Below are 17,627 nucleotides of genomic sequence, written 5' to 3' on the forward strand. Positions count from 1 at the left end.
TCAGGCGCGCAGCTTCTCGCGCAGCGCCTTGGCGCGGCCCTGCATGTCCGGATCCATGCTCGTCAGCTCAACGGACTTCAGGCGCTGGTCCAGGCTCTGCGGCACCTTGGTCTTCAGCTTGCCTTCCTCCCCGAGGACCTCCAGCTTCGCCAGCGCCTTGTCGACGATGCGCTCGCGCGGGTGGTCCAGCAGGCTGTCGAGGAAGTACGCGTCCTCGGGCAGCTCCGGGTACTTCTCCAGGTAGTCCACCACGGCCTTCACCCAGTCGGCGCGCGTCTCGGACTCCGTCACTTTCTGCATGGCCTGCTTCTGGGCCTTGCGCTTGCCTTCGGGGTCGAACGTCTTCGCCAGCCCCTCAGGCAGCTCGCCGCCGGTGAAGAGCGCGTCCGCGGCGGCCTTGTACTTCTGGTAGCTCGCGCTGCGCTCCAGCTTCTGCTGCGCGGGGTCGTCCTGGCGGGAGGTGTACTTGCTGCCCTTGCCGCGCCCCGCGTCGATTTCGCGCCAGCTCTTGCTTCGCTTGCCGGAGAAGCCGCCGCCGCCGTTGTCGTCCCTGTCCTTGGCCATCCTTCATCTCTCCTTGCGAGCGCCCCACAGCGCCGCCAGTCCGCGATGGACGAGGCGCCGCACCACCTCCAGTTCCTGGGAGGACAGGGGCTGCTCCTCGTCCTGCTCCGCCTCGAAGAGCGCCTCGTCCGCGTAGTCCTTCAGCGGCTGAGGCACTGGCGGGGCATCCGTGTCCGCCTCCAGCACCGCCGGCTTGATGGACGTGAGTCCCGGCGGCCAGCCCAGCTCCAGCATGGCGTACAGCTCGAGGAGCAGGTGGCGGGCGACGCCATATCCTTCGTCCGTGAGCGCCGCCGCGTCAAGCGCGCCCAGCAGCGCGTCCTGCCGGTTTTCGAAGGCATGGGTGAAGCGCGTGCGCGTCTTCTCGTCGTCCTCCAGGTAACGCCAGGCGGCCTCCACGAATTCGCCCGAGGGCGTCCCCGGGTGGAAGGGCGCGGGCGCGGAGGCCTTCACCTTTTTCGGGCGGGGCGGGCGGGCCTCGTCTTCCAGCCGCACGTGCTTTCCCTCCGCCACCAGGTCCCAGAGGCCCAGCAGGTTCTGGTACAGGCGCCGGGCGATTTCGGGGGAGGGGAAGCGCGGCTCCTCGTCGAACAGCGCGGGGATGACGTCGCTGGGCGGCGTGCCGTCGGCGCGGGCGTCCCGCATGCGTTCGAGGACCTGGGCGCTGTCCAGCCCGCTGCCGGCCAGGTCCAGCAGGCCGTCGAGCGTCTGGGCGCCCTCGAAGTGGCGTTGGAAGTCATCACCTCTGTCGCGGGAGCGGCTCATGTGGGCGGGCACGCTAAGCACAGCGGGCGGGCGGGCGCACGCGGCTTCATGACTCGCCGGGCCATTCGCCCATCAGTTCGTCCTGGCGCTCCTTGGGATTGGAGGTCCACGCGTAGTCTTCCGGGACGTGGCCGCCTCCGTGCGCGGCCCAGCCATCCCAGCTCACCTGTGCCTTCATGAAGGCGTCGGTGGGTTCGTCAGTGACCTCGGGGCGGTTGGCGGGGACCTCGAAGGGCGTCTCGATGGGCTCATCGGGAAGGGTGATGGCCATGGCTCAATCCTCCTGGTGTGAACAGTAGGGAGGCTCCGGGTGCGAGAGGAGCGGGGCTGCCAGGCAGACGAGCAGCGGGTCGTCTTCCGTTTCGGGACCTTCGCACCTAGTCTCCGTTCACAAATGGCAGAAACCTCCGTGGAAACGTTGAAGACCGCGGTGCAGGCGCTCTACCGCGTCCACGCGGTGGAAGGCCCGCCCGGCGAGAATGGGCTGCGCACCGTCTGGCATCTGTGCCCGGACGGCGCGGAGCTGATGTCCCTGGTGGATTCAGAGGGGCGCGTGCGCCGGCAGGAGCTCACGCTGCTGGAGGACCACTACGTGTGGGCCAGCGGTGAGGGCGTGCGCACCGGCTACCTGGAGCGCGGCGGCGGCAAGCCCACTGCCGCGGCGGTGGTCCAGACGGACCCGGAGCTCGTGCCGCAGCGGCTGATGCGCGCCGCGCTCGCCATGGGCACGTACACGGGACAGGACCGCTACCTGCTCCACATGCAGCGGGTGCTGGCGCTGGCACGCGAGGGCCTGGAGATGAAGGGCGGCCTTACCCGTCCCTCGGAGCCCACGCTGCCCGCCGTGGAGGCGCCAGTCGTGACGACGGCTCAGGCCGCCGTCTTCGACGTGCCGCCCGCTTCGGTGGCGGTGGTGGAGGAGGTCACGCCTCCGGTGGTGCGGCCCGGTGAGGGCATGACGATGCTGCTGGTGCTCGCCCTGGGTTTGCTGGTGGGGTTCGGGATGCTGGCGTTCATCTTGATGGGCTGAGCGGGGCTCACGTCTCCGGAGGGCGGCTGCGGCATGCTCCCCGAGGGGCTCTCGCCGTGTTCGGCGGGAATGGCCACGGGCGCGTGTTCCGTGGCGGAGCTCACCGGGTGCGCATCCAGCACCAGCAGCACGGCCACCGCGGTGGCGGGCACCAGCCGGGCGGACCAGCCCAGCGGCGTGTGGGAGTCTTCTCCGGCGCGCCGGGCCATCAGCGTCAGCCCCAGCACCGTCAGCACCCCGGTGCACGTCCACCGCAGCGCGCGCAGGTTCGCCGTCGCGGCGAGCCCCGTGGCGATCAACTCCGAGCGCTCCGCGTCCGGCATCCGCGCCAGGCTGGTGAGGAAGCTCAGCAGGTGGCGGGCCTCGAGCGCGCCCACCATGGCCACCGAGGCCAGGGACGCGGAGACGCCGCTGGCCAGCAGCAGTCCGCGGTTGCGGGGGGCCGCGGCCTCCCGGAAGCCCGTGGGGCCGAAGTGCGCCAGCGCCAGTCCCAGCGCCAGTCCAAGCAGCAGCGCGGTGCTCGTCCAGGCGCCCAGCAGCCGCGGCGCCATGGCCTCTCCCGTGCTGGTCGCCAGCACAAGGCCCGCCTCCACCGTGTCCAGCCGGGGCAGGGACACCAGCACCCGGTCCATCAGGACCTCGGTGCCCATCAACCCCAGCATCCACGGCAAGGTGGCGAGTCCCAGCATCGCGGACAAGGGCACCCGCCGATCCATCCCGGAGCTGACCAGCGCCAGGGACAGCAGCGGCACCTCCAGCGCCAGCGCCATCGCCACCAGCGCGGCGAATGGCCCGGCCGCCTGGAGCGCGTGCGACACGCCGGCCATCCCCTCCAGCAGGGGACCCAGTGTGAAGCACCACACGAACACTGTGATGGGCACGGCCAGCGCCACGGCCAGGCCGGGCGCGAGACGAAGCCGGAGCGGAACGAGCATTTCAGGAGAGAGTAGTCTCTCCGGTTAAGCCTGTGAAATTAGACCGGGGGACGATCCACGAGCCAGTAGATGACGCTCGCCAGCACCCCTGCGACAGGAGAGACGAGCACACCCAGCAGGTAGAGCTTGGGACACCCGCCGCCGCTGCAGCCGATGCGGCCATAGGCGAGGACGCCGGCCAGCAGCAGGGGGACGTGCATGCCCATGAGGAAGACGCCCACACCGCGCAGCACGAGCCCGCGGTACCAGGTGCGTGTCCACAACCGGAAGACGACGGGGAGCAGCAACAGCGTCAGGGTGGCCGCGGTGGCCAGGGTTCCTTGCTGAGCCGACACCGCCACACACGCCAGGGCCGCGAGCGCCAGGGCGGGGACGAGCAGCAGGGCGTTGAGGGACAGGGGCTCCCGGGGACGCATTGAAGTCAGCCAAGGACGCTGGCAGAGCGACGGTGGGGGTGCAAGGACGGAAGCGGGCGGGGTGTCCGGCATCAGCCAGGGCCGCGCGCCGCTTCACGCCGCGACAGCGCCTTCGCCCAGGAGCTGCGTGTACCGGCCCCGCAGGGCGAGCAGCTGCGCGTGGGTGCCGGCCTCCACCACGCGGCCGGCCTCCACCACGGCAATCAGGTCCGCGTCACGCACCGTGGACAGCCGGTGCGCGATGACGAGCACCGTGCGCCCCTTCATCAGGGCCACCAGGCCTTCTCCCACCGCGGCCTCGCTCGCCGCGTCGAGCGCGCTGGTGGGCTCGTCCAGCAGCAGCAGCGATGGGCGGCACAGGAAGGCCCGCGCCAGCACCAGCCGCTGCCGCTGTCCGCCGGACAACCGGCCGCCGCGCTCGCCCACCAGCTCATCCAGGCCGCCGGGAAGCGAGCGGACGAAGTCGTCCGCGTGCGCCAGCCGCAGCGCTTCCCACAGCTCCTCGTCCGTCGCCTCGGGCCGGCCCAGGCGGAGGTTGTGCCGCACGGTGCCGGAGAAGAGCACCGGCTCCTGGGGCACCCACGCCACCTGGCCGCGCACGCTGGACGGCTGGAGCGCCGTCAGCGGCGCCCCGTCCCACAGCACCTGTCCGCCCGACGTGGGCAAGAAGCCCAGCAGCACGGAGAACAGCGTCGTCTTGCCCGCTCCGGAGGGCCCCACCAGCGCCACGCGCGCGCCAGCGGGTACCACCAGGTCCACCCCGCGCAGCGCCTCGCGCCCGTCCGCGTAGGTGGCCCGCACGCCTTCCAGCCTCAGCTCGCGCGACAGCGGCCCGGCGGCGTCACCCACGTCCGGCGCGGACGGCTCGTCCGCCATGGCGAAGAGGCGCTCCGCGGCGGCCATGCCCGTCAGCACCTGCGACAGCGTGCCGCTGAGCGACTTCACGGGCTGGTACAGCAGCAACGCGGCGGCCATGAAGGAGAGCAGCCGCCCCGCCAACGCAGGGTCCGCCGCCACCGCGCGCGCGCCCCAGGCCACCGCCATGGCCACGCCGGCGATGCCCAGCAGCTCCACCGTGGGGCTCACCGCGCCGCGGAGGAAGAGCGAGCGGCGCATCTCCCCCAGGTACTTGTCCGCCTCCTCCTCGAAGGCCTCCAGCGCCCGCGGCTGCCCGCGGAAGGCCTGCACCACGGGCAGGTTCTGGAGTTGCTCGGCGGTGAGCGCCGTCAGCGAGCCCAGCCGCTCCTGCGAGCGCGCGGCCACCTTCTTCAGCGAGCGCGCGAAGCGGTTGATGGGCAGCACCGTCACCGGCACCACCACGAAGGTGAAGAGGAACAGCGTCTTGTCGATGAGGAAGCAGGTGGCGAGCAGCGCGATGATTTGCAGCCCGTCCTTCACGTAGGACGTGAGCGCCTGCGTCACGGAGAACTCGACCAGGGGCACGTCCGCGGTGAAGCGCGCCAGCAGCTCGCCGGAGTGCCGCCGCTCGAAGAACGCGGGCGGTTGGCCGAGCAGCCGTCCGTAGAGGAACCCGCGCAGGTCCGCCATCACGCGCTGCCCCAGCCGCTGCATCAGCCCGCCCTGGAGGAACTGCGCGGTGGCCTTCACGATGGCCACGGCCACGACGAGCAGGGGCAGCCGCTTGAGCAGGGCGTCTCCCGGCAGGGATACCCCGGCGACGGTGACGGGCTCGTGGGTGAGCAGCGCGCGCAGCAGGGGGCCCACCACCCAGGCATAGGCGGACGTGGCGATGGCCGCGGCCACCGACGCGCCTACACCCGCGGCGAGCAGCAGCCGGTACGGGCGGAGGTAGCCGAGGAGCCGACGATAGACGTGAGGAGAAGGACGGGGAGCCACTGTTCGGCGGCGGACTCTGTCACTGAGTCGCCAGAAGGTCCAAGGCTACCGGGTTTCGGGGGCTGGTGCCCTGTTGGCTGCCCTGCCACCGGGCGCTTGCGGCGCCCGGGCCAGTTCCATTGCCCACCTTCAACCCTGCGGACAGGTTCAGGGGAGCCATGGAAACCAATAACGAAAAAGAGGCCCTGTTCAATCCGGGCTGTGAGCCGGTGGTGGAGGACGAGGAGCGCCGGCGGCTCCTGTGGCTGATGGCCGAGTACTTCCGCACCATCGGTTACACGGACATCAAGGCGCGCCTCCCCGGGTTCATGCCTCCTCCCATCCTGTCGGGGACCATCGAGGACCATCGCCCCGACTTCACCTGCAGGCAGTCGGATTCGGCTCGCACGCCCATCATCCTGGAAATCGTCACCCCGCACATGGTGGACGACCCCACGGCGGAGAACCGCTGGAGCCTCCTGGCCAGCGCCGCGAAGCTGTACAACGCGGAGCTCCACTTCGTGGTGCCCAAGTGGGCCGCTACGGGCGCGGTGGACCCGGGACTCAAACGCAGGCTGGCCCGGATGGAGCTGACGGCCAACCGCGTGTGGACCGTCTGACGGCTCCCTCTCTTCCCGCCACGCCACCCGCCCGGATGCCCGCCCGGCGCCGGGTGGGCGCGGGCGGCGCGTGTCCCCACTGGATTGCCGGTGCGTTTCGCTGCGTTATAGTGACTCGAGATTTTACGCAGCGCAGAAAAGCACAGCAAATTCCAGGGGTTGTAATCAATGTCAGCGGCGGCGGGTCAGAAACGCGACTACTACGAGGTCCTGGGCGTCCAGAAGTCTGTCTCCGCGCAGGAGCTCAAGAGCGCGTTCCGCAAGGTGGCGCTGCAGTACCACCCGGATCGCAATCCGGGGAACTCGGACGCCGAGGAGAAGTTCAAGGAGGCCTCGGAAGCCTATGAGGTGCTGAGCGACCCTGAACGGCGGGCGAAGTACGACCGCTTCGGGCACGCGGGCAACCCCTTCGACGGCTTTGGTGGCGCCGGGGGCGGGTTCCAGGGCGTCAACATCAACGACATCTTCGGCGAGATTTTCGGCGACATCTTCGGCGGTGGCCGGGGTGGGCGGCGGACGAGCTCGCGTGGCGCGGACCTGCGCTACAACCTGGAAATCACCTTCGAGGAAGCGGCCTTCGGCTGCCGGCCCAAGGTGACCATTCCCCGGCCGAAGAAGTGCGAGACCTGCTCCGGCTCCGGCAGCAAGAGCAACACCGGGCCCCGGCCCTGCTCGGCGTGCGGCGGCAGCGGCGAGCTGCGCTACACCCAGGGCTTCTTCGCGGTGTCCCGGCCCTGTGGTGACTGCGGCGGCACGGGCGCGGTGGTGCCGGACCCGTGCACGCGCTGCAAGGGCTCGGGCAAGGTGCCCTCCGAGGAGGTCATCGAGGTGGCCATCCCCGGCGGCGTGGACAACGGCACGCGCGTGCGGCTGTCCGGCATGGGCGAGCCTGGAGACAGAGGCGGTCCGCCGGGTGACCTCTACGTCACCGTCATCGTGAAGGAGCACCCGCTCTTCCAGCGCGAGGAGTACGAGGTCTTCTGCGAGGTGCCCATCTCCTTCACGCAGGCGGCGCTGGGCGCGAAAATCGACGTCCCCACGCTGGACGGCAAGGTGAAGATGACCGTCCCCAGCGGCACCCAGTCCGGCAAGGTGTTCCGGCTCAAGGGCAAGGGCATCCCCCACCTGCACAGCCAGCAGCGGGGAGACCAGCACGTGCGCGTCGTGGTGGAGACGCCCACCGAGCTGTCGTCGAAGCAGCGCGAACTGCTGGAGAAGTTCGCGGAGGCCTCCGGCGAGGAGTCTCACCCGCAGTCGAAGAGCTTCTTCGCCAAGGTGAAGGAGCTGTTCGGCTGACGACGGTTGCGGGCGCGGGGCCGCGATAGCGCGGCTTCCGTGCCGCGCCTGGTGGGCAGGCGGGCGCCGCGGCGCGGCAGGCCGCCGTGGGCACGGGCACTGCAGAACAGCGGACTCTGGCAGTGGAATCTTCCCCCCGCTCGGGTGTCGACGGGGGCGCACCCCACTGCTATGCACGCCCCTGCCATGGATGTCCTGCCCACCCTGCGCCGCTCGCTCGTCATCGCCCTGGCCCTGCTGCTGACGGCCTGCCCCCGGTCCACCCGCACGCCCTCTGGAGGTGACACCGGCGGGGACCTGCCTTCGGGAGACCCGTTCCCCAAGCGTCCTTCGGTGGAGGCGAAGAAGGACCCCGCCGCCGACGCGGCGCTGGCGCAGGCGTCCCAGACGGCCCGCGCCACCCCGGACAAGAAGAAGGCCGCGGAGGCCTACCTGTCGGTGCGCAAGGCGTATCCCGCCACCACTTCGGGTCAGGACGCGCTGTACCAGGCCGGCGTCCTCTTCTTCGAGTCCAAGGACTTCGTCAACGCGCGCAAGAGCTTCAACGAGCTGCTCTTCGAGAACCCGCTCTACTCGCAGGCGGATGACGCCAAGCACAAGCTGGCCATCTCCGCGATGGAGGTGGGCGCCTACCGCGACGCGTACCAGACGCTCTCCAGCCTCGCCGAGCGCGCCAGTGGCGCCGAGCGCACCCAACTGCTCAACGAGGCCGCTCGCGCCGCGGCGGGCGCAGGCCTCTACGGGCAGGCGCTGCAGATGGCGGTGGACGAGGCGGGCCAGGCCCAGGGCGCTCAGGCGCAGGCCGCCGCGGTGGCCAAGGTGGAGGCGCTGGTGGAGGGGCGCGCGGGCTTCGTGGACATCGCCCGCGTGGCGGAGGGCCTGTCGCCGTCCAACCCGGCGTGGCCCGTCATCACCTTCAAGCTGGCGCGCGTCTACTACCACCTGCGTGACTGGACGCGGCTGGAGGAGACGCTGAACCGTTTCCTCGCCCAGGCGCCCGGCCACGCCTTCGCGCCGCAGGCCCGCGAGCTGCTGGCCCGCGCCACGCGCCGGGTGGAGGCCCGCCCGCGCACGGTGGGCGTGCTGCTGCCCATGACGGGCCGCTACCAGCCCATTGGCGAGGCGGTGCTGCGCGGCCTCCAACTGGGGCTGGAAGGCAGCGGCGTGGAGCTGGTGGTGAAGGACACGCAGGGCGACGTCAACAAGACGGGTCAGGCCATGGAGCAGCTGGCCTTCGACGACGGTGCCATCGCCGTGCTGGGGCCCCTGCTGGCGGACGACTCGAAGCGCGCGGCGCTGGTGGCCGAGGAGCTCCAGGTGCCGCTGCTGACCATGAGCCGGCAGGACGGCATCACCGAGCTGGGCAGCTACGTCTTCCGCAACATGCTCACCAACGCGGCGCAGGCGGAGGCCATCGCCGATTACGCGATGAACGTGAAGGGCTACAAGCGCTTCGCGCTGCTGTACCCGAACATCCCCTACGGCGTGGAGCTGGCGGATGCCTTCTGGGACCAGGTGGTGGCGCGGGGCGGCGGCGTGCGCGGGGCGGAGCGCTACTCGCACGACCAGACGACCTTCACCACCGAGGCCAAGAAGCTGGTGGGCCGCTACTACCTGGATGACCGCGGCGACTACATCGAGGGCGTGCGCGACGTGCAGGGGGAGAACCTGGACGCCTTCCGCCGCCGCAAGGCGATGGAGAAGGTGAAGAGCGGCGTGGAGCCCATCATCGACTTCGACGCCATCTTCATGCCGGACGACTGGCGCCGCGTCAGCCTGGTGGCGCCCGCGCTGGCGGTGGAGGACATCGTCACCAACGCGTGTGACCCGCGTGATTTGGAGCGCATCCGCAAGACGACGGGCAAGAAGGAGCTGAAGACGGTGACGCTCTTCGGCGCCAACCAGTGGAGCAGCCCCAAGGGCCGCTCGGGGCTGCCGGAGCTGGTGGAGCGCGGCGGCAAGTTCGTCACCTGCTCGGTGTACGTGGACGGCTTCTTCGTGGACTCGCAGCGTCCGGCCACGCGCCGCTTCGTGCAGCAGTACCGCGAGGCCTACCGGGCGGAGACAGGGCGGGACCCAGGTCTGCTGGAGGCCATTGGCTACGACTCCGGTCGGATGTTGCGGCAGCTCATGGAGCAGAAGGATGCACCGCGCACTCGCGCGCAGATGCGTGACGCGATGGCCAACCTGAAGGACTTCGACGGGGCCACCGGGCGCACGTCCTTCAACGAGAAGCGCGAGGCGGTGAAGCAGCTGTTCCTGTTGTCCATCGACAACAAGGGCGTCACGGAAATCAACGTCGAGAAGGAGCGGCAGAACGCCGCCTCGGCGTCAGGAGGCTCAGGGACATGAAGTTCGCGAGGGGGGCGTTCGCACTGCTGGCGGGCGGGGTGGTGGCGGTGGGCGGTGGTGGCTGTGCACACGCGCCTCCTCGGGTGTCCCCGGAGCTGAGCGCCCGGCTGGAGTCGGAGCCGGGCACCTGGGTGTCAGGCAGCGCCGCGGGCCTTGGGCGCAAGGCCGTCCTCAACAACAAGGACTTCATCTGGGGCCTGGCCTTCGCGCCCCGGGGCGCCCGGGTGGCGTACTCGCGCCTGGGCAGCAAGTCCTACTTCCTCTCCGTCTGGGAGCTGGGCTCCGCCGAGCCGACGATGCTCGCGGACCCGGCCATCAACCCCTACGAGTTCGACGTGGAGGGCGTGGCCTTCTCCCCGGACGGCACGCGCGTGGCCACCGCGGGCAAGGACAGCGTGGTGCGCCTCTTCGACGCGGCCACCGGCGCGCTCGTGGCGGAGCGCCGCACCGAGGAGCCGCTGTCCGTGGTGGCCTTCCACCCGGAAGGGCAGTGGCTGGTGGTGGGCAGCTACAAGGGGCTGATGACGGTGCTGTCGGCGCCCGCGCTGGAGTACGGCTCCGAGGAGCGCGGACACATGGGGCCGGTGACGGCGCTGGCCTTCGCGCCGGACGGGACGCTGTATTCGGGGGGGTGGGACAAACACGTGCGGGCCTGGCGCACCTCCGTGGAGGGGCTGCGGCCGGGGCAGGCGCGCATGCGCTTCGAGCGGCGCGCCGGTTCCGTGGTGCTGGGCGGTACGGTGAATGACAAGGCGCCGCTGTCCTTCGCGCTGGATGCGCGTGCGCCCGCGCTGGTGCTCACCAGCGAGGCGGCCGCCGCGGCGGGCATCGACGTGCCTTTCCTGAAGGCGACGGTCAACGTGCCGGGGCCGCTGGGCACCATCGCCGCGCGGCTGGCGCCGGCCCAGTCCCTGCGCTTCAAGTCCATGCGGGTGGAGGGCGTGGACGTCGCCATCTGCGACGCGTGCGTGCCGCAGGGCACCCAGGGCGTGCTGGGCGCGCCCTTCTCCGAGCGGGTGGAGGTGGCCTTCGACGAAGTCACGCAGGAGGCCGTGCTGTCGCTGAAGGGCGGCCCGCCCGAGGGCGCGGTGACGGTGGACGCGCTGGTGCTCGCGCGGCGCTCGGAGTTTCCCTTCCCGGCCTACGTGAGCGACGTCACCGTGGACGCGCGCGGCCAGCGGCTGGGCGTGGGGCTGTCGGAGCAGAAGCCGGAGCGCGACCGCAGCGTGTATGAGCGCGAGCGCAAGGGTGTGGAGGAGCCGCAGGGCCCCTTCAACGCGGGCGCGCTGGTGGACGCGCAGTCCGGCCAGGTGCTGGCGAAGTGGCCGGTGCACCGGGGCGTGGTGGCCACGGCGGCCATCTCCCCGGACGGACGTTCGCTGGCCAGCGGCGGCTGGGACAAGCGCGTGTACCTGTTCACCGAAGGCGACGTGAGCGCTCGCGGCGAGCATCGCTTCGACTGGTCCGTGCGGCGCGTGCGCTTCAGTCCGGATGGGCGCTGGCTGGGCGTGGCCGCGTGGACGCCCCAGGTGGCGAGCCGCGACGGGGACAGCGACCCGGCGGCGGTGCTGCTGGACGTGGGGTATGAGTCGCCCACCGTGCAGGGGCCAGGCGCTGCCGGCGCGTCCGCCACTCAGTAGTTCCAGCCGAGACGGAAGCCGCGAGTCGGAAGCGGTGCTGCTGGACGTGGGCGGCCGGGCACGGCCGGTGCGTCCGTCGCTCAGAAGTTGAGGTGGATGTCGCCCGCGGGCATGCCGCGGGCCTGGAGCGTCGTCATCACGCCCCGCACCATCTCCTTCTGTCCGCAGAGGAAGGCCACCGCGGATTGCACGGGCCCTTCAACCAGGTGGGCCTGCACATAGCCGGTGAGGCCCTGCCAGCCGCTGGCGCCGGGCTGGCTGACGGTACGCACCACACGCACCCCTCCCGCTTCCCACTCGTGGAGCTCGTCCACGTAGGCGAAGGCGCCCGGTGTGCGCGCGCCGAAGTAGAGCGTCACCTGGCCGTAGGCGCCGCGCTCCAACTGGATGCTGGTGATGACGGAGCGGATGGCGGAGATGCCGGAGCCGGTGGCGAACAGGAGCACGTCCTGGCCTCGGGCGCGCTCCAGCGGGAAGCCCCGTCCTTCCGGCCGTGACACGTCGACGTGGGCGCCCCGGGGCAGGTGAATGAGGGCGTCTGGCAGCGGGCTGCCCACCTTGAGGAGGAACTCCCACTGCGTTCCCGGGCGGCCGGGCGGGGAGGCGATGGCAAAAAGCCCTTGTCCCACGCCAGGCAGGCGCAGGTGGACATATTGGCCCGGCCTCTCGTGGGTGCCGGCCAGGGGCGTGCCCTGGACGTCCAGCACCAAATCGGTGAGGCCATCTGCGGCGGGTGCACTGTCGGTGACGGTGGCCGGGTGCCAGTCGGGCATGTCGGGGTTTTAACCTACGCGCCTGACGCGTGCTGCCCCTGGTAGCCTGAGGGGGTGAAGAGTCTGCTCTGGACAATCTTGTTCATGCTGGGCCTGGCCGGCGTGGTGATTCCGCTGACGTACCTCTACACGGCGAGCAAGCTGCCGCCGCTGGAGAGCGAATTCGACGTGGAGAAGCAGCTCAAGCACAGCATCGAAGGCGAGCGGATGAGCCTTCGGGCGGGGCAGTCCCAGCGCAACCCGCGTCCCATCACCTTCGTGCGGCCGGACTTCTCCAAGCTGCCCAAGGACCTGGTGGCCCTCTACATCCGCCACCTGGAGTGCCCCCGGTACTTCCAGACGCCGCGAGAAGATGGGCCCGCGTGGGCCTGGCGTCTGTTCCTGGGCGCCACCGTGGGCACGTCGCCGCCGGGAGACGGGGCCTGTGAGCGCGTCCTGGCCATGCGCATCGCCGCCGCGCTGGGCATCGAGGGTACGCGTGAAAGGTCGGTGGCCGCGCACCGCATCCACACCTTCATGCAGAAGGACCAGCTCATCGCGTACGACCTGTCCATCATCTACTTCGAGCGCGGCATCGTCGGCGTGGAGGACGCGGCCCTGGCGCTCTTCGGCCGAGAGCTGAGCGAGTTGAAGCTGGAGGAACTCGCCGAACTGCAACTGGCCCTGCCGCCGTACTCCGACTACTACGGCATCAAGATTTGCAAGAACCCCACGGTGCTCCGGCAGGACCGCAACCGGCTGTTGGAGGACCTGGCGGCGTGGCGGCTGGTGAGCGAGGACCGCGCGCGCAACGCCATGGCCCAGCCGCTGACCTGCGCGCGCTGAGTCAGGCGCGGGTCAGCGAATCATCCCCGCCACGCCCGTCACCTTCTTGAGCAGGTCGATGCGGGCGTGGGCGCTGGTGTCGGCCCGCGCGTCGTCGCGGTACTTCGCCAGGAGGTTGCGCGCGGCGTTGGCCTTGGGGGCGTCAATCTTCCCGCTCGTCTCCAGCCGGTCCACCCGGCGCTCCAGCCGGTCGATGCTCTGGAGGATGTCCTCCAGCGTGGGGGCGGAGGCCTTCAGGGGCCGGGGCGGCGCGACGCGGGTGTCCTCGGCGCGCGGGGCCGGCGGCGGACGCTCCACACCGTCCGGCGGAGCCGGCGCGACGGCGGCGGCGACCAGGGGCTGAAGCGGCACTTCCTCCACGGGCGCCTGCTCTGGCTCGGCGGGAGGCGGGGTGACCGCAGCGGCCTGCTCCGGCGCCGCGGCTTGCTGTGGCGTGATGGACGGCGGCACGAGCGCGGGGGCCTTCGCGCCGCGGATGACGACCGCGGCGGCGCCCGCGAGCAGCAGCACGGCGAAGCTCACGGCACCCACCAGCGGCAGGTGTTTGCGCAGCGGGCCTCGGACGCCCGCGGCGCGCAGCTCCTGCGAGGTCAGCTCGGTGTTCAGCTCCGGGGGCACCGGCACCGGCGTGGTGGGACGGCGCGCGTCCGCTTCCGCCGCCGCGGCGGACTTCTCGAAGCCGGGCGCGAGCGCGCTGGGATTGGAGCGCGTGGAGGCCCGCAGGGTGCGGCGCAGCTTGTGGAGTTGCTGCCGCAGCGCGTCCGCGGAGTTGGGGCGCGTCTCCGGGTCCTTGGTGAGCATCTGCAAGATGAAGGCGTCCAGCGCGGGCGGCAAATCGGAGACGAACTCCGACGGGCGAGGCGGCCGCGCCTCCACGTGCTTCATCAGCAGGTCCACCGGCGAGCTGCCCACGAAGGGCAGGCGGCCGGTGACGATTTCGAAGGTGACGACGCCCAGGGCGTAGAGGTCCGTCATCGGACCCACTTCCTGGCCGCGCGCCTGCTCCGGCGCCATGTACTCCGGCGTGCCCACCACCATGTCCGTGCGCGTCTGCGCGGTGCGGCCGGTGGGGCCCTGGCCTCGCTTGGCGAGCCCGAAGTCCAGCACCTTCACGTAGCGCGAGCCGTCCGGCTGCTGCACCAGGAAGATGTTGCTCGGCTTGAGGTCGCGGTGCACCACGCCCGCGCCGTGCGCGGCTGCCAGCGCGGCCAGCACCTCGTCGAGCAGCGCCAGTGCCTCCTGCACCGGCAGCCGGTTCTTCTCCGTCAGCACCGCGTCGAGCGCCTGGCCCTCCAGGTACTCCATGACGATGTACTGCCGGCCGTCCGGCACCTGGCCGAAGCCGAAGATGTCGATGATGCCCCGGTGACGGATGGCGTTGACGGCGCGGGCCTCCGCCAGCAGCCGCTCCACCTGCTCGGTGGAGTGAGCCAGCTCCGGGCGCAGCACCTTCACCGCCACGCGCTTGCCGATGAGCGGCTGGATGCCTTCGTACACCAGCCCCATGCCGCCCACGCCGATGCGCGAGCGCAGCTCGTACTCGCCCAGCTTCAATCCGATGAGCGGGTCCCTCTGCACGGCCGCGGGCGGGGGAGGCTCTGAGGCCTGCACCACCACGTTCGGCTCCTCGCGCGGGGGCACGTCGAACGACGACAGCACCACCGTCCCATCGCGTGGGCACACGGTGGTGTCGGCAGGTACGGCCAGGCCGCAGGTATCGCAGATCAACTCGGAAGCCATCTCAAACCGGGAAGCAGCGTAGCAGGAGGACCCGGGTGGGGCGATGTGCTCCGGTCCGGAGTGCCTGGCCGGCGGTCAGGCGCAGCACGCAAGCGCCCTCCGGGCAGGCACCCCAACGTCGGACAGCGGACGCTACGGGTTGGCACTGACGCAGTCGAATTCCGGCAGTTGCTCGCCCGCGCTTCCTTCGAGCCCGGGGCCGGAGCCGCCCCGACCGCCCGGACCGACCTGGAAGGTAACGCCGCCATCCGTGTAGCGGACCGTCGCGCCCGGGCCACACCACACACCCACCGAGGGCCCGCCACCCCCGCCACCCCCGCCACCCCCACCGCCACCCCCGCCGCCGGGACCGCCCGCGCCGCCCGCGCCGCCGGTCGTCCGGTGGATGATGACGCCTCCGTCGACGACGCCTCCGTCCCGCACGACATGGCCGCCGTTGCCGCCGTGCCCGCCTTCGCCTCCGGGGCCTCCGGTACCGCCTTCGCCACCCTCGCCACCCGGGCCTCCACCGAGCGTGCGCAACACGCTGCCTTCCTCCATGGCCGCCTGGGAACCGATGAGCAGCAGGGAGATGGACGCGCCGCCACCGCCACCGCCGCCGCCGCCCGCACCACCACAGCCGCCCGTTCCGCCCGCGCCACTGCCACCGCCGCCAGCGACGCTCACGTTGTCGATTCTGCAGCTTCCACCAGACCCGCCGCCGCCACCGCCGGAGCCCGTCGTGCCGCCGCCGCCGGGCTCGCCTTGCTGTTCGGCGGTCCATGTCCCGTCGCGCAGCACGCCCATGCCCGCGCCGCCGCCACCCGGTGCGCCGGGGCCTCCTTCCGTGCCGCCCTGGCCTTGCTCGCCCGAGGAGGGGTTGCAGACGCACTCACGCCCGGAGCACGCGGCGTCCGGTGCATCACCGCCCGCGCCGCCCGCGCCGCCCGTCTCGCCGGGCCCGCCCGTGCCGCCATCCCGTCCAGGAGAGCCGTTGCCGCTGCCAATCACACCCAAGCCGCCCGTGGGCGCGATGCCATCCGGGCAGGTGATGGAGACAGGCGTCCCGCCCATGCCCGTATCGGAGTTGCCGTCGCCTCCGCTCTGCCCTTCGCCTCCGTCGGGGCCGCCCAGGCCCGCGTCCCCCGCCTCGCCGGGAGCGCCCTGGCCCCCCGCGCCCGCGGCCAGGGTGACGTGACGCAGACGGACCCCGGAGGAGTCCACCATGCGCACGGCGATGGAGGGCTCACCGGGGCCGGTCGCGGTGGCGGCGCTGACCTGCACGTACTCCATCAGCACACCCGCGTCCTGGAGTCCCCGCACCGTCAACCCCAGCGTGCCGGCGTCGAACATGGCCACGCGGTTCGCGGCGCGGCGCCAACCGCCACTGCGTCCGGCATAGCCGCCGTGCAGCGAGACGGGGACGTCCAGCACCAGGCCCGCCTCGTCGTAGGCGCCGCCCGCGAGGAACAGGTGGCGCGGGCCGCCGTCCAGTTCGCGCAGCATCGTCAGCGCGCGGCCCACGGTGCGCAGCGGCGCCTGCCGGGTGCCCACGCCCGCGTCGTCATCCCCGTCCATGGGGTCGATGAAGAGCCCCGCGTCCGCTTGGCCATCCACGCCGTCACAGTCGGTATCGGCGAAGGCGTCGTCGGGAAGGTCCTCGCCGGGGGCGGGGGTACAGGCGGCGACGTTGGGCTCACAGCGTCCCTCGTCGCTGCAGCGCTGCCGCGCACCGTCGAAGTCGTAGCACGCGCCCGCACCGAGCGCCGCCACGAGCGCCGTGCCCGTGGCGCCGAGCATCCTGGTCTTCCGCATGACTCTCCTCGAATTCAAGGCAACGTCCCGGACAGGCCCACCATGCCCCCACCGGGGACCACGGCGGCGGAGGGCTGTACCTTCGCGGGCAGCTCACCGGGCAGCAGGAACATCACCGCGCCCGCCACGAGCCCCGCGGCGCCCAGTCCAAAGGCCACCCGACTCAGCGTCTGCGCCCGGCGGCCCGACGACGCGAGTCCATCCGCGTTGTCCAGCGGAGCGTCCGGCGTGCCGTCCTTGTCGAGCCGCGAGTACTTGTCGCCCGCCTGCAGGTAGAACACGGTGCCCACGCCGGCCAGGGCGACACCGCCCGCGGCGGGCAGCCACGCCCAGCGGCGCAGCGGGCGGATGGGCTCGGGCTCCAGCTCCAGGGCCAGCGGCTTCGCCTCCACCACGGCTACGGGCGGCGGGGGCGGCTCGGCTTGGGGCGGCGCCGGCGGCGGGCCGCGCAGGGCCGTCTGCGCCACGGGCAGCACCGCGTCGATTGATTGGGTGAGCGAGTCCAGTAACTGGTCCTCGCTCACGCCGGGGATGAGGTGCTCGGTGACGAGCGCGCCGTCGTTGGCGGTGTAGATGCGCGCGCCCGTGCGGTAGCCGCTGAGCAACTGGCCCAGCTCCGTCACCAGGACGAGCTCCGTCTTCCCCGCGGCGCCCAGCGAGCGGATGCAGGAGGGCGCCGTGCGGTTGCAGCGCAGCAGCGGGCGGCGCTTGGACGCGGACAGCTTGCGGGTGATGTCCTCGATACGGACCACCACCAGCCCACGGGCCCGGAGCTGCTCGGCCACGTGCTCCTGGGCGAACTCGACGACGTGGGAGGGAGCTCCCGCCGCGTCAGGCGGTGCGACCAGGACGGACAGGGGCGGCGGGGGAGCCGCGGCAGGCGCCTGGGTGGCCAGGGTGAGCGCGGCGAGGAGGGAGATCCACACCCAATCACTTTCCCCCCGACCGGACCTCCTCGCAAGGTCGGGAATCACCGCTCGTGCTTCGGGTGAAACCCACCGGGGCGGAGCGCGTGTGGTGGGAGGCCACCCCACCGGCCCG

General features: G+C 71.6%; 15 protein-coding genes. 6 read left to right on the forward strand and 9 right to left on the reverse strand.

The window, feature by feature from the left end; genetic code table 11:
* The 3 genes from BHS09_RS03835 to BHS09_RS03845 are packed head-to-tail and all read right to left on the reverse strand — an operon-like array spanning position 1 to position 1,600.
* Positions 1-564, reverse strand: coding sequence for a hypothetical protein (locus BHS09_RS03835; RefSeq protein WP_140787326.1), 564 nt, complete (start codon positions 562-564; stop codon positions 1-3).
* A 3-nt stretch (positions 565-567) separates the two neighbouring features.
* On the reverse strand, positions 568-1,329 hold the full coding sequence (locus BHS09_RS03840; RefSeq protein WP_140787328.1) for a hypothetical protein: 762 nt from the start codon (positions 1,327-1,329) through the stop codon (positions 568-570).
* 46 nt (positions 1,330-1,375) lie between these two features.
* Positions 1,376-1,600 carry a hypothetical protein gene (locus BHS09_RS03845; protein ID WP_011550870.1) on the reverse strand — a complete coding sequence of 75 codons (225 nt, stop codon included), beginning with the start codon at positions 1,598-1,600 and terminating at the stop codon, positions 1,376-1,378.
* 138 nt (positions 1,601-1,738) lie between these two features.
* Here BHS09_RS03845 and BHS09_RS40095 point away from each other — a divergent pair, with 138 nt between their 5' ends.
* Complete coding sequence (locus BHS09_RS40095) at positions 1,739-2,359, forward strand: hypothetical protein (RefSeq protein WP_237081730.1); 621 nt, start codon at positions 1,739-1,741, stop codon at positions 2,357-2,359.
* Positions 2,360-3,332: 973 nt separating this feature from the next.
* On the opposite strand, the gene BHS09_RS03855 is transcribed toward BHS09_RS40095, so the two are convergent.
* Positions 3,333-3,710: a hypothetical protein gene (locus BHS09_RS03855; RefSeq protein ID WP_140797193.1), complete on the reverse strand. Its 378-nt coding sequence runs from the start codon at positions 3,708-3,710 to the stop codon at positions 3,333-3,335.
* A 93-nt stretch (positions 3,711-3,803) separates the two neighbouring features.
* On the reverse strand, positions 3,804-5,567 hold the full coding sequence (locus BHS09_RS03860) for an ABC transporter ATP-binding protein (RefSeq protein ID WP_140797194.1): 1,764 nt from the start codon (positions 5,565-5,567) through the stop codon (positions 3,804-3,806).
* 158 nt (positions 5,568-5,725) lie between these two features.
* Here BHS09_RS03860 and BHS09_RS03865 point away from each other — a divergent pair, with 158 nt between their 5' ends.
* The 4 genes from BHS09_RS03865 (at position 5,726) to BHS09_RS03880 (ending at position 11,454) form a co-directional block, all read left to right on the forward strand.
* Positions 5,726-6,166, forward strand: a complete 441-nt coding sequence (locus tag BHS09_RS03865) for a hypothetical protein (protein WP_140787337.1) — start codon at positions 5,726-5,728, stop codon at positions 6,164-6,166.
* 168 nt (positions 6,167-6,334) lie between these two features.
* Entirely contained in the window at positions 6,335-7,462 is a 1,128-nt protein-coding gene (gene dnaJ, locus BHS09_RS03870) for a molecular chaperone DnaJ (RefSeq protein WP_140797195.1), read from the forward strand.
* A gap of 186 nt (positions 7,463-7,648) precedes the next feature.
* On the forward strand, positions 7,649-9,814 hold the full coding sequence (locus BHS09_RS03875; protein WP_174258637.1) for a penicillin-binding protein activator: 2,166 nt from the start codon (positions 7,649-7,651) through the stop codon (positions 9,812-9,814).
* Entirely contained in the window at positions 9,811-11,454 is a 1,644-nt protein-coding gene (locus BHS09_RS03880) for a WD40 repeat domain-containing protein (RefSeq protein ID WP_140787344.1), read from the forward strand. The genes BHS09_RS03875 and BHS09_RS03880 overlap by 4 nt, the downstream gene beginning before the upstream one ends.
* Before the next feature lie 80 nt (positions 11,455-11,534).
* Here BHS09_RS03880 and BHS09_RS03885 read toward each other — a convergent pair whose 3' ends face one another.
* Positions 11,535-12,227, reverse strand: coding sequence for a ferredoxin reductase domain-containing protein (locus tag BHS09_RS03885; RefSeq protein ID WP_140787346.1), 693 nt, complete (start codon positions 12,225-12,227; stop codon positions 11,535-11,537).
* An 84-nt stretch (positions 12,228-12,311) separates the two neighbouring features.
* Here BHS09_RS03885 and BHS09_RS03890 point away from each other — a divergent pair, with 84 nt between their 5' ends.
* Entirely contained in the window at positions 12,312-13,052 is a 741-nt protein-coding gene (locus BHS09_RS03890) for a transglycosylase domain-containing protein (RefSeq protein WP_237078026.1), read from the forward strand.
* Between the two features lie 12 nt (positions 13,053-13,064).
* Here the strand turns inward: BHS09_RS03890 and BHS09_RS03895 are convergent, their stop codons facing one another.
* The 3 genes from BHS09_RS03895 to BHS09_RS03905 form a co-directional block, all read right to left on the reverse strand.
* Positions 13,065-14,792: a serine/threonine-protein kinase gene (locus tag BHS09_RS03895; RefSeq protein WP_174259187.1), complete on the reverse strand. Its 1,728-nt coding sequence runs from the start codon at positions 14,790-14,792 to the stop codon at positions 13,065-13,067.
* Positions 14,793-14,924: 132 nt separating this feature from the next.
* Positions 14,925-16,586 carry a DUF1565 domain-containing protein gene (locus BHS09_RS40030; RefSeq protein WP_237078027.1) on the reverse strand — a complete coding sequence of 554 codons (1,662 nt, stop codon included), beginning with the start codon at positions 16,584-16,586 and terminating at the stop codon, positions 14,925-14,927.
* Positions 16,587-16,600: 14 nt separating this feature from the next.
* Positions 16,601-17,620 carry a hypothetical protein gene (locus tag BHS09_RS03905; RefSeq protein ID WP_140787352.1) on the reverse strand — a complete coding sequence of 340 codons (1,020 nt, stop codon included), beginning with the start codon at positions 17,618-17,620 and terminating at the stop codon, positions 16,601-16,603.
* Between the last annotated feature and the right edge of the window lie 7 nt (positions 17,621-17,627).

The sequence above is a fragment of the Myxococcus xanthus genome, from assembly GCF_006402735.1.
GTDB classification, from domain to species: Bacteria; Myxococcota; Myxococcia; order Myxococcales; family Myxococcaceae; genus Myxococcus; species Myxococcus xanthus_A.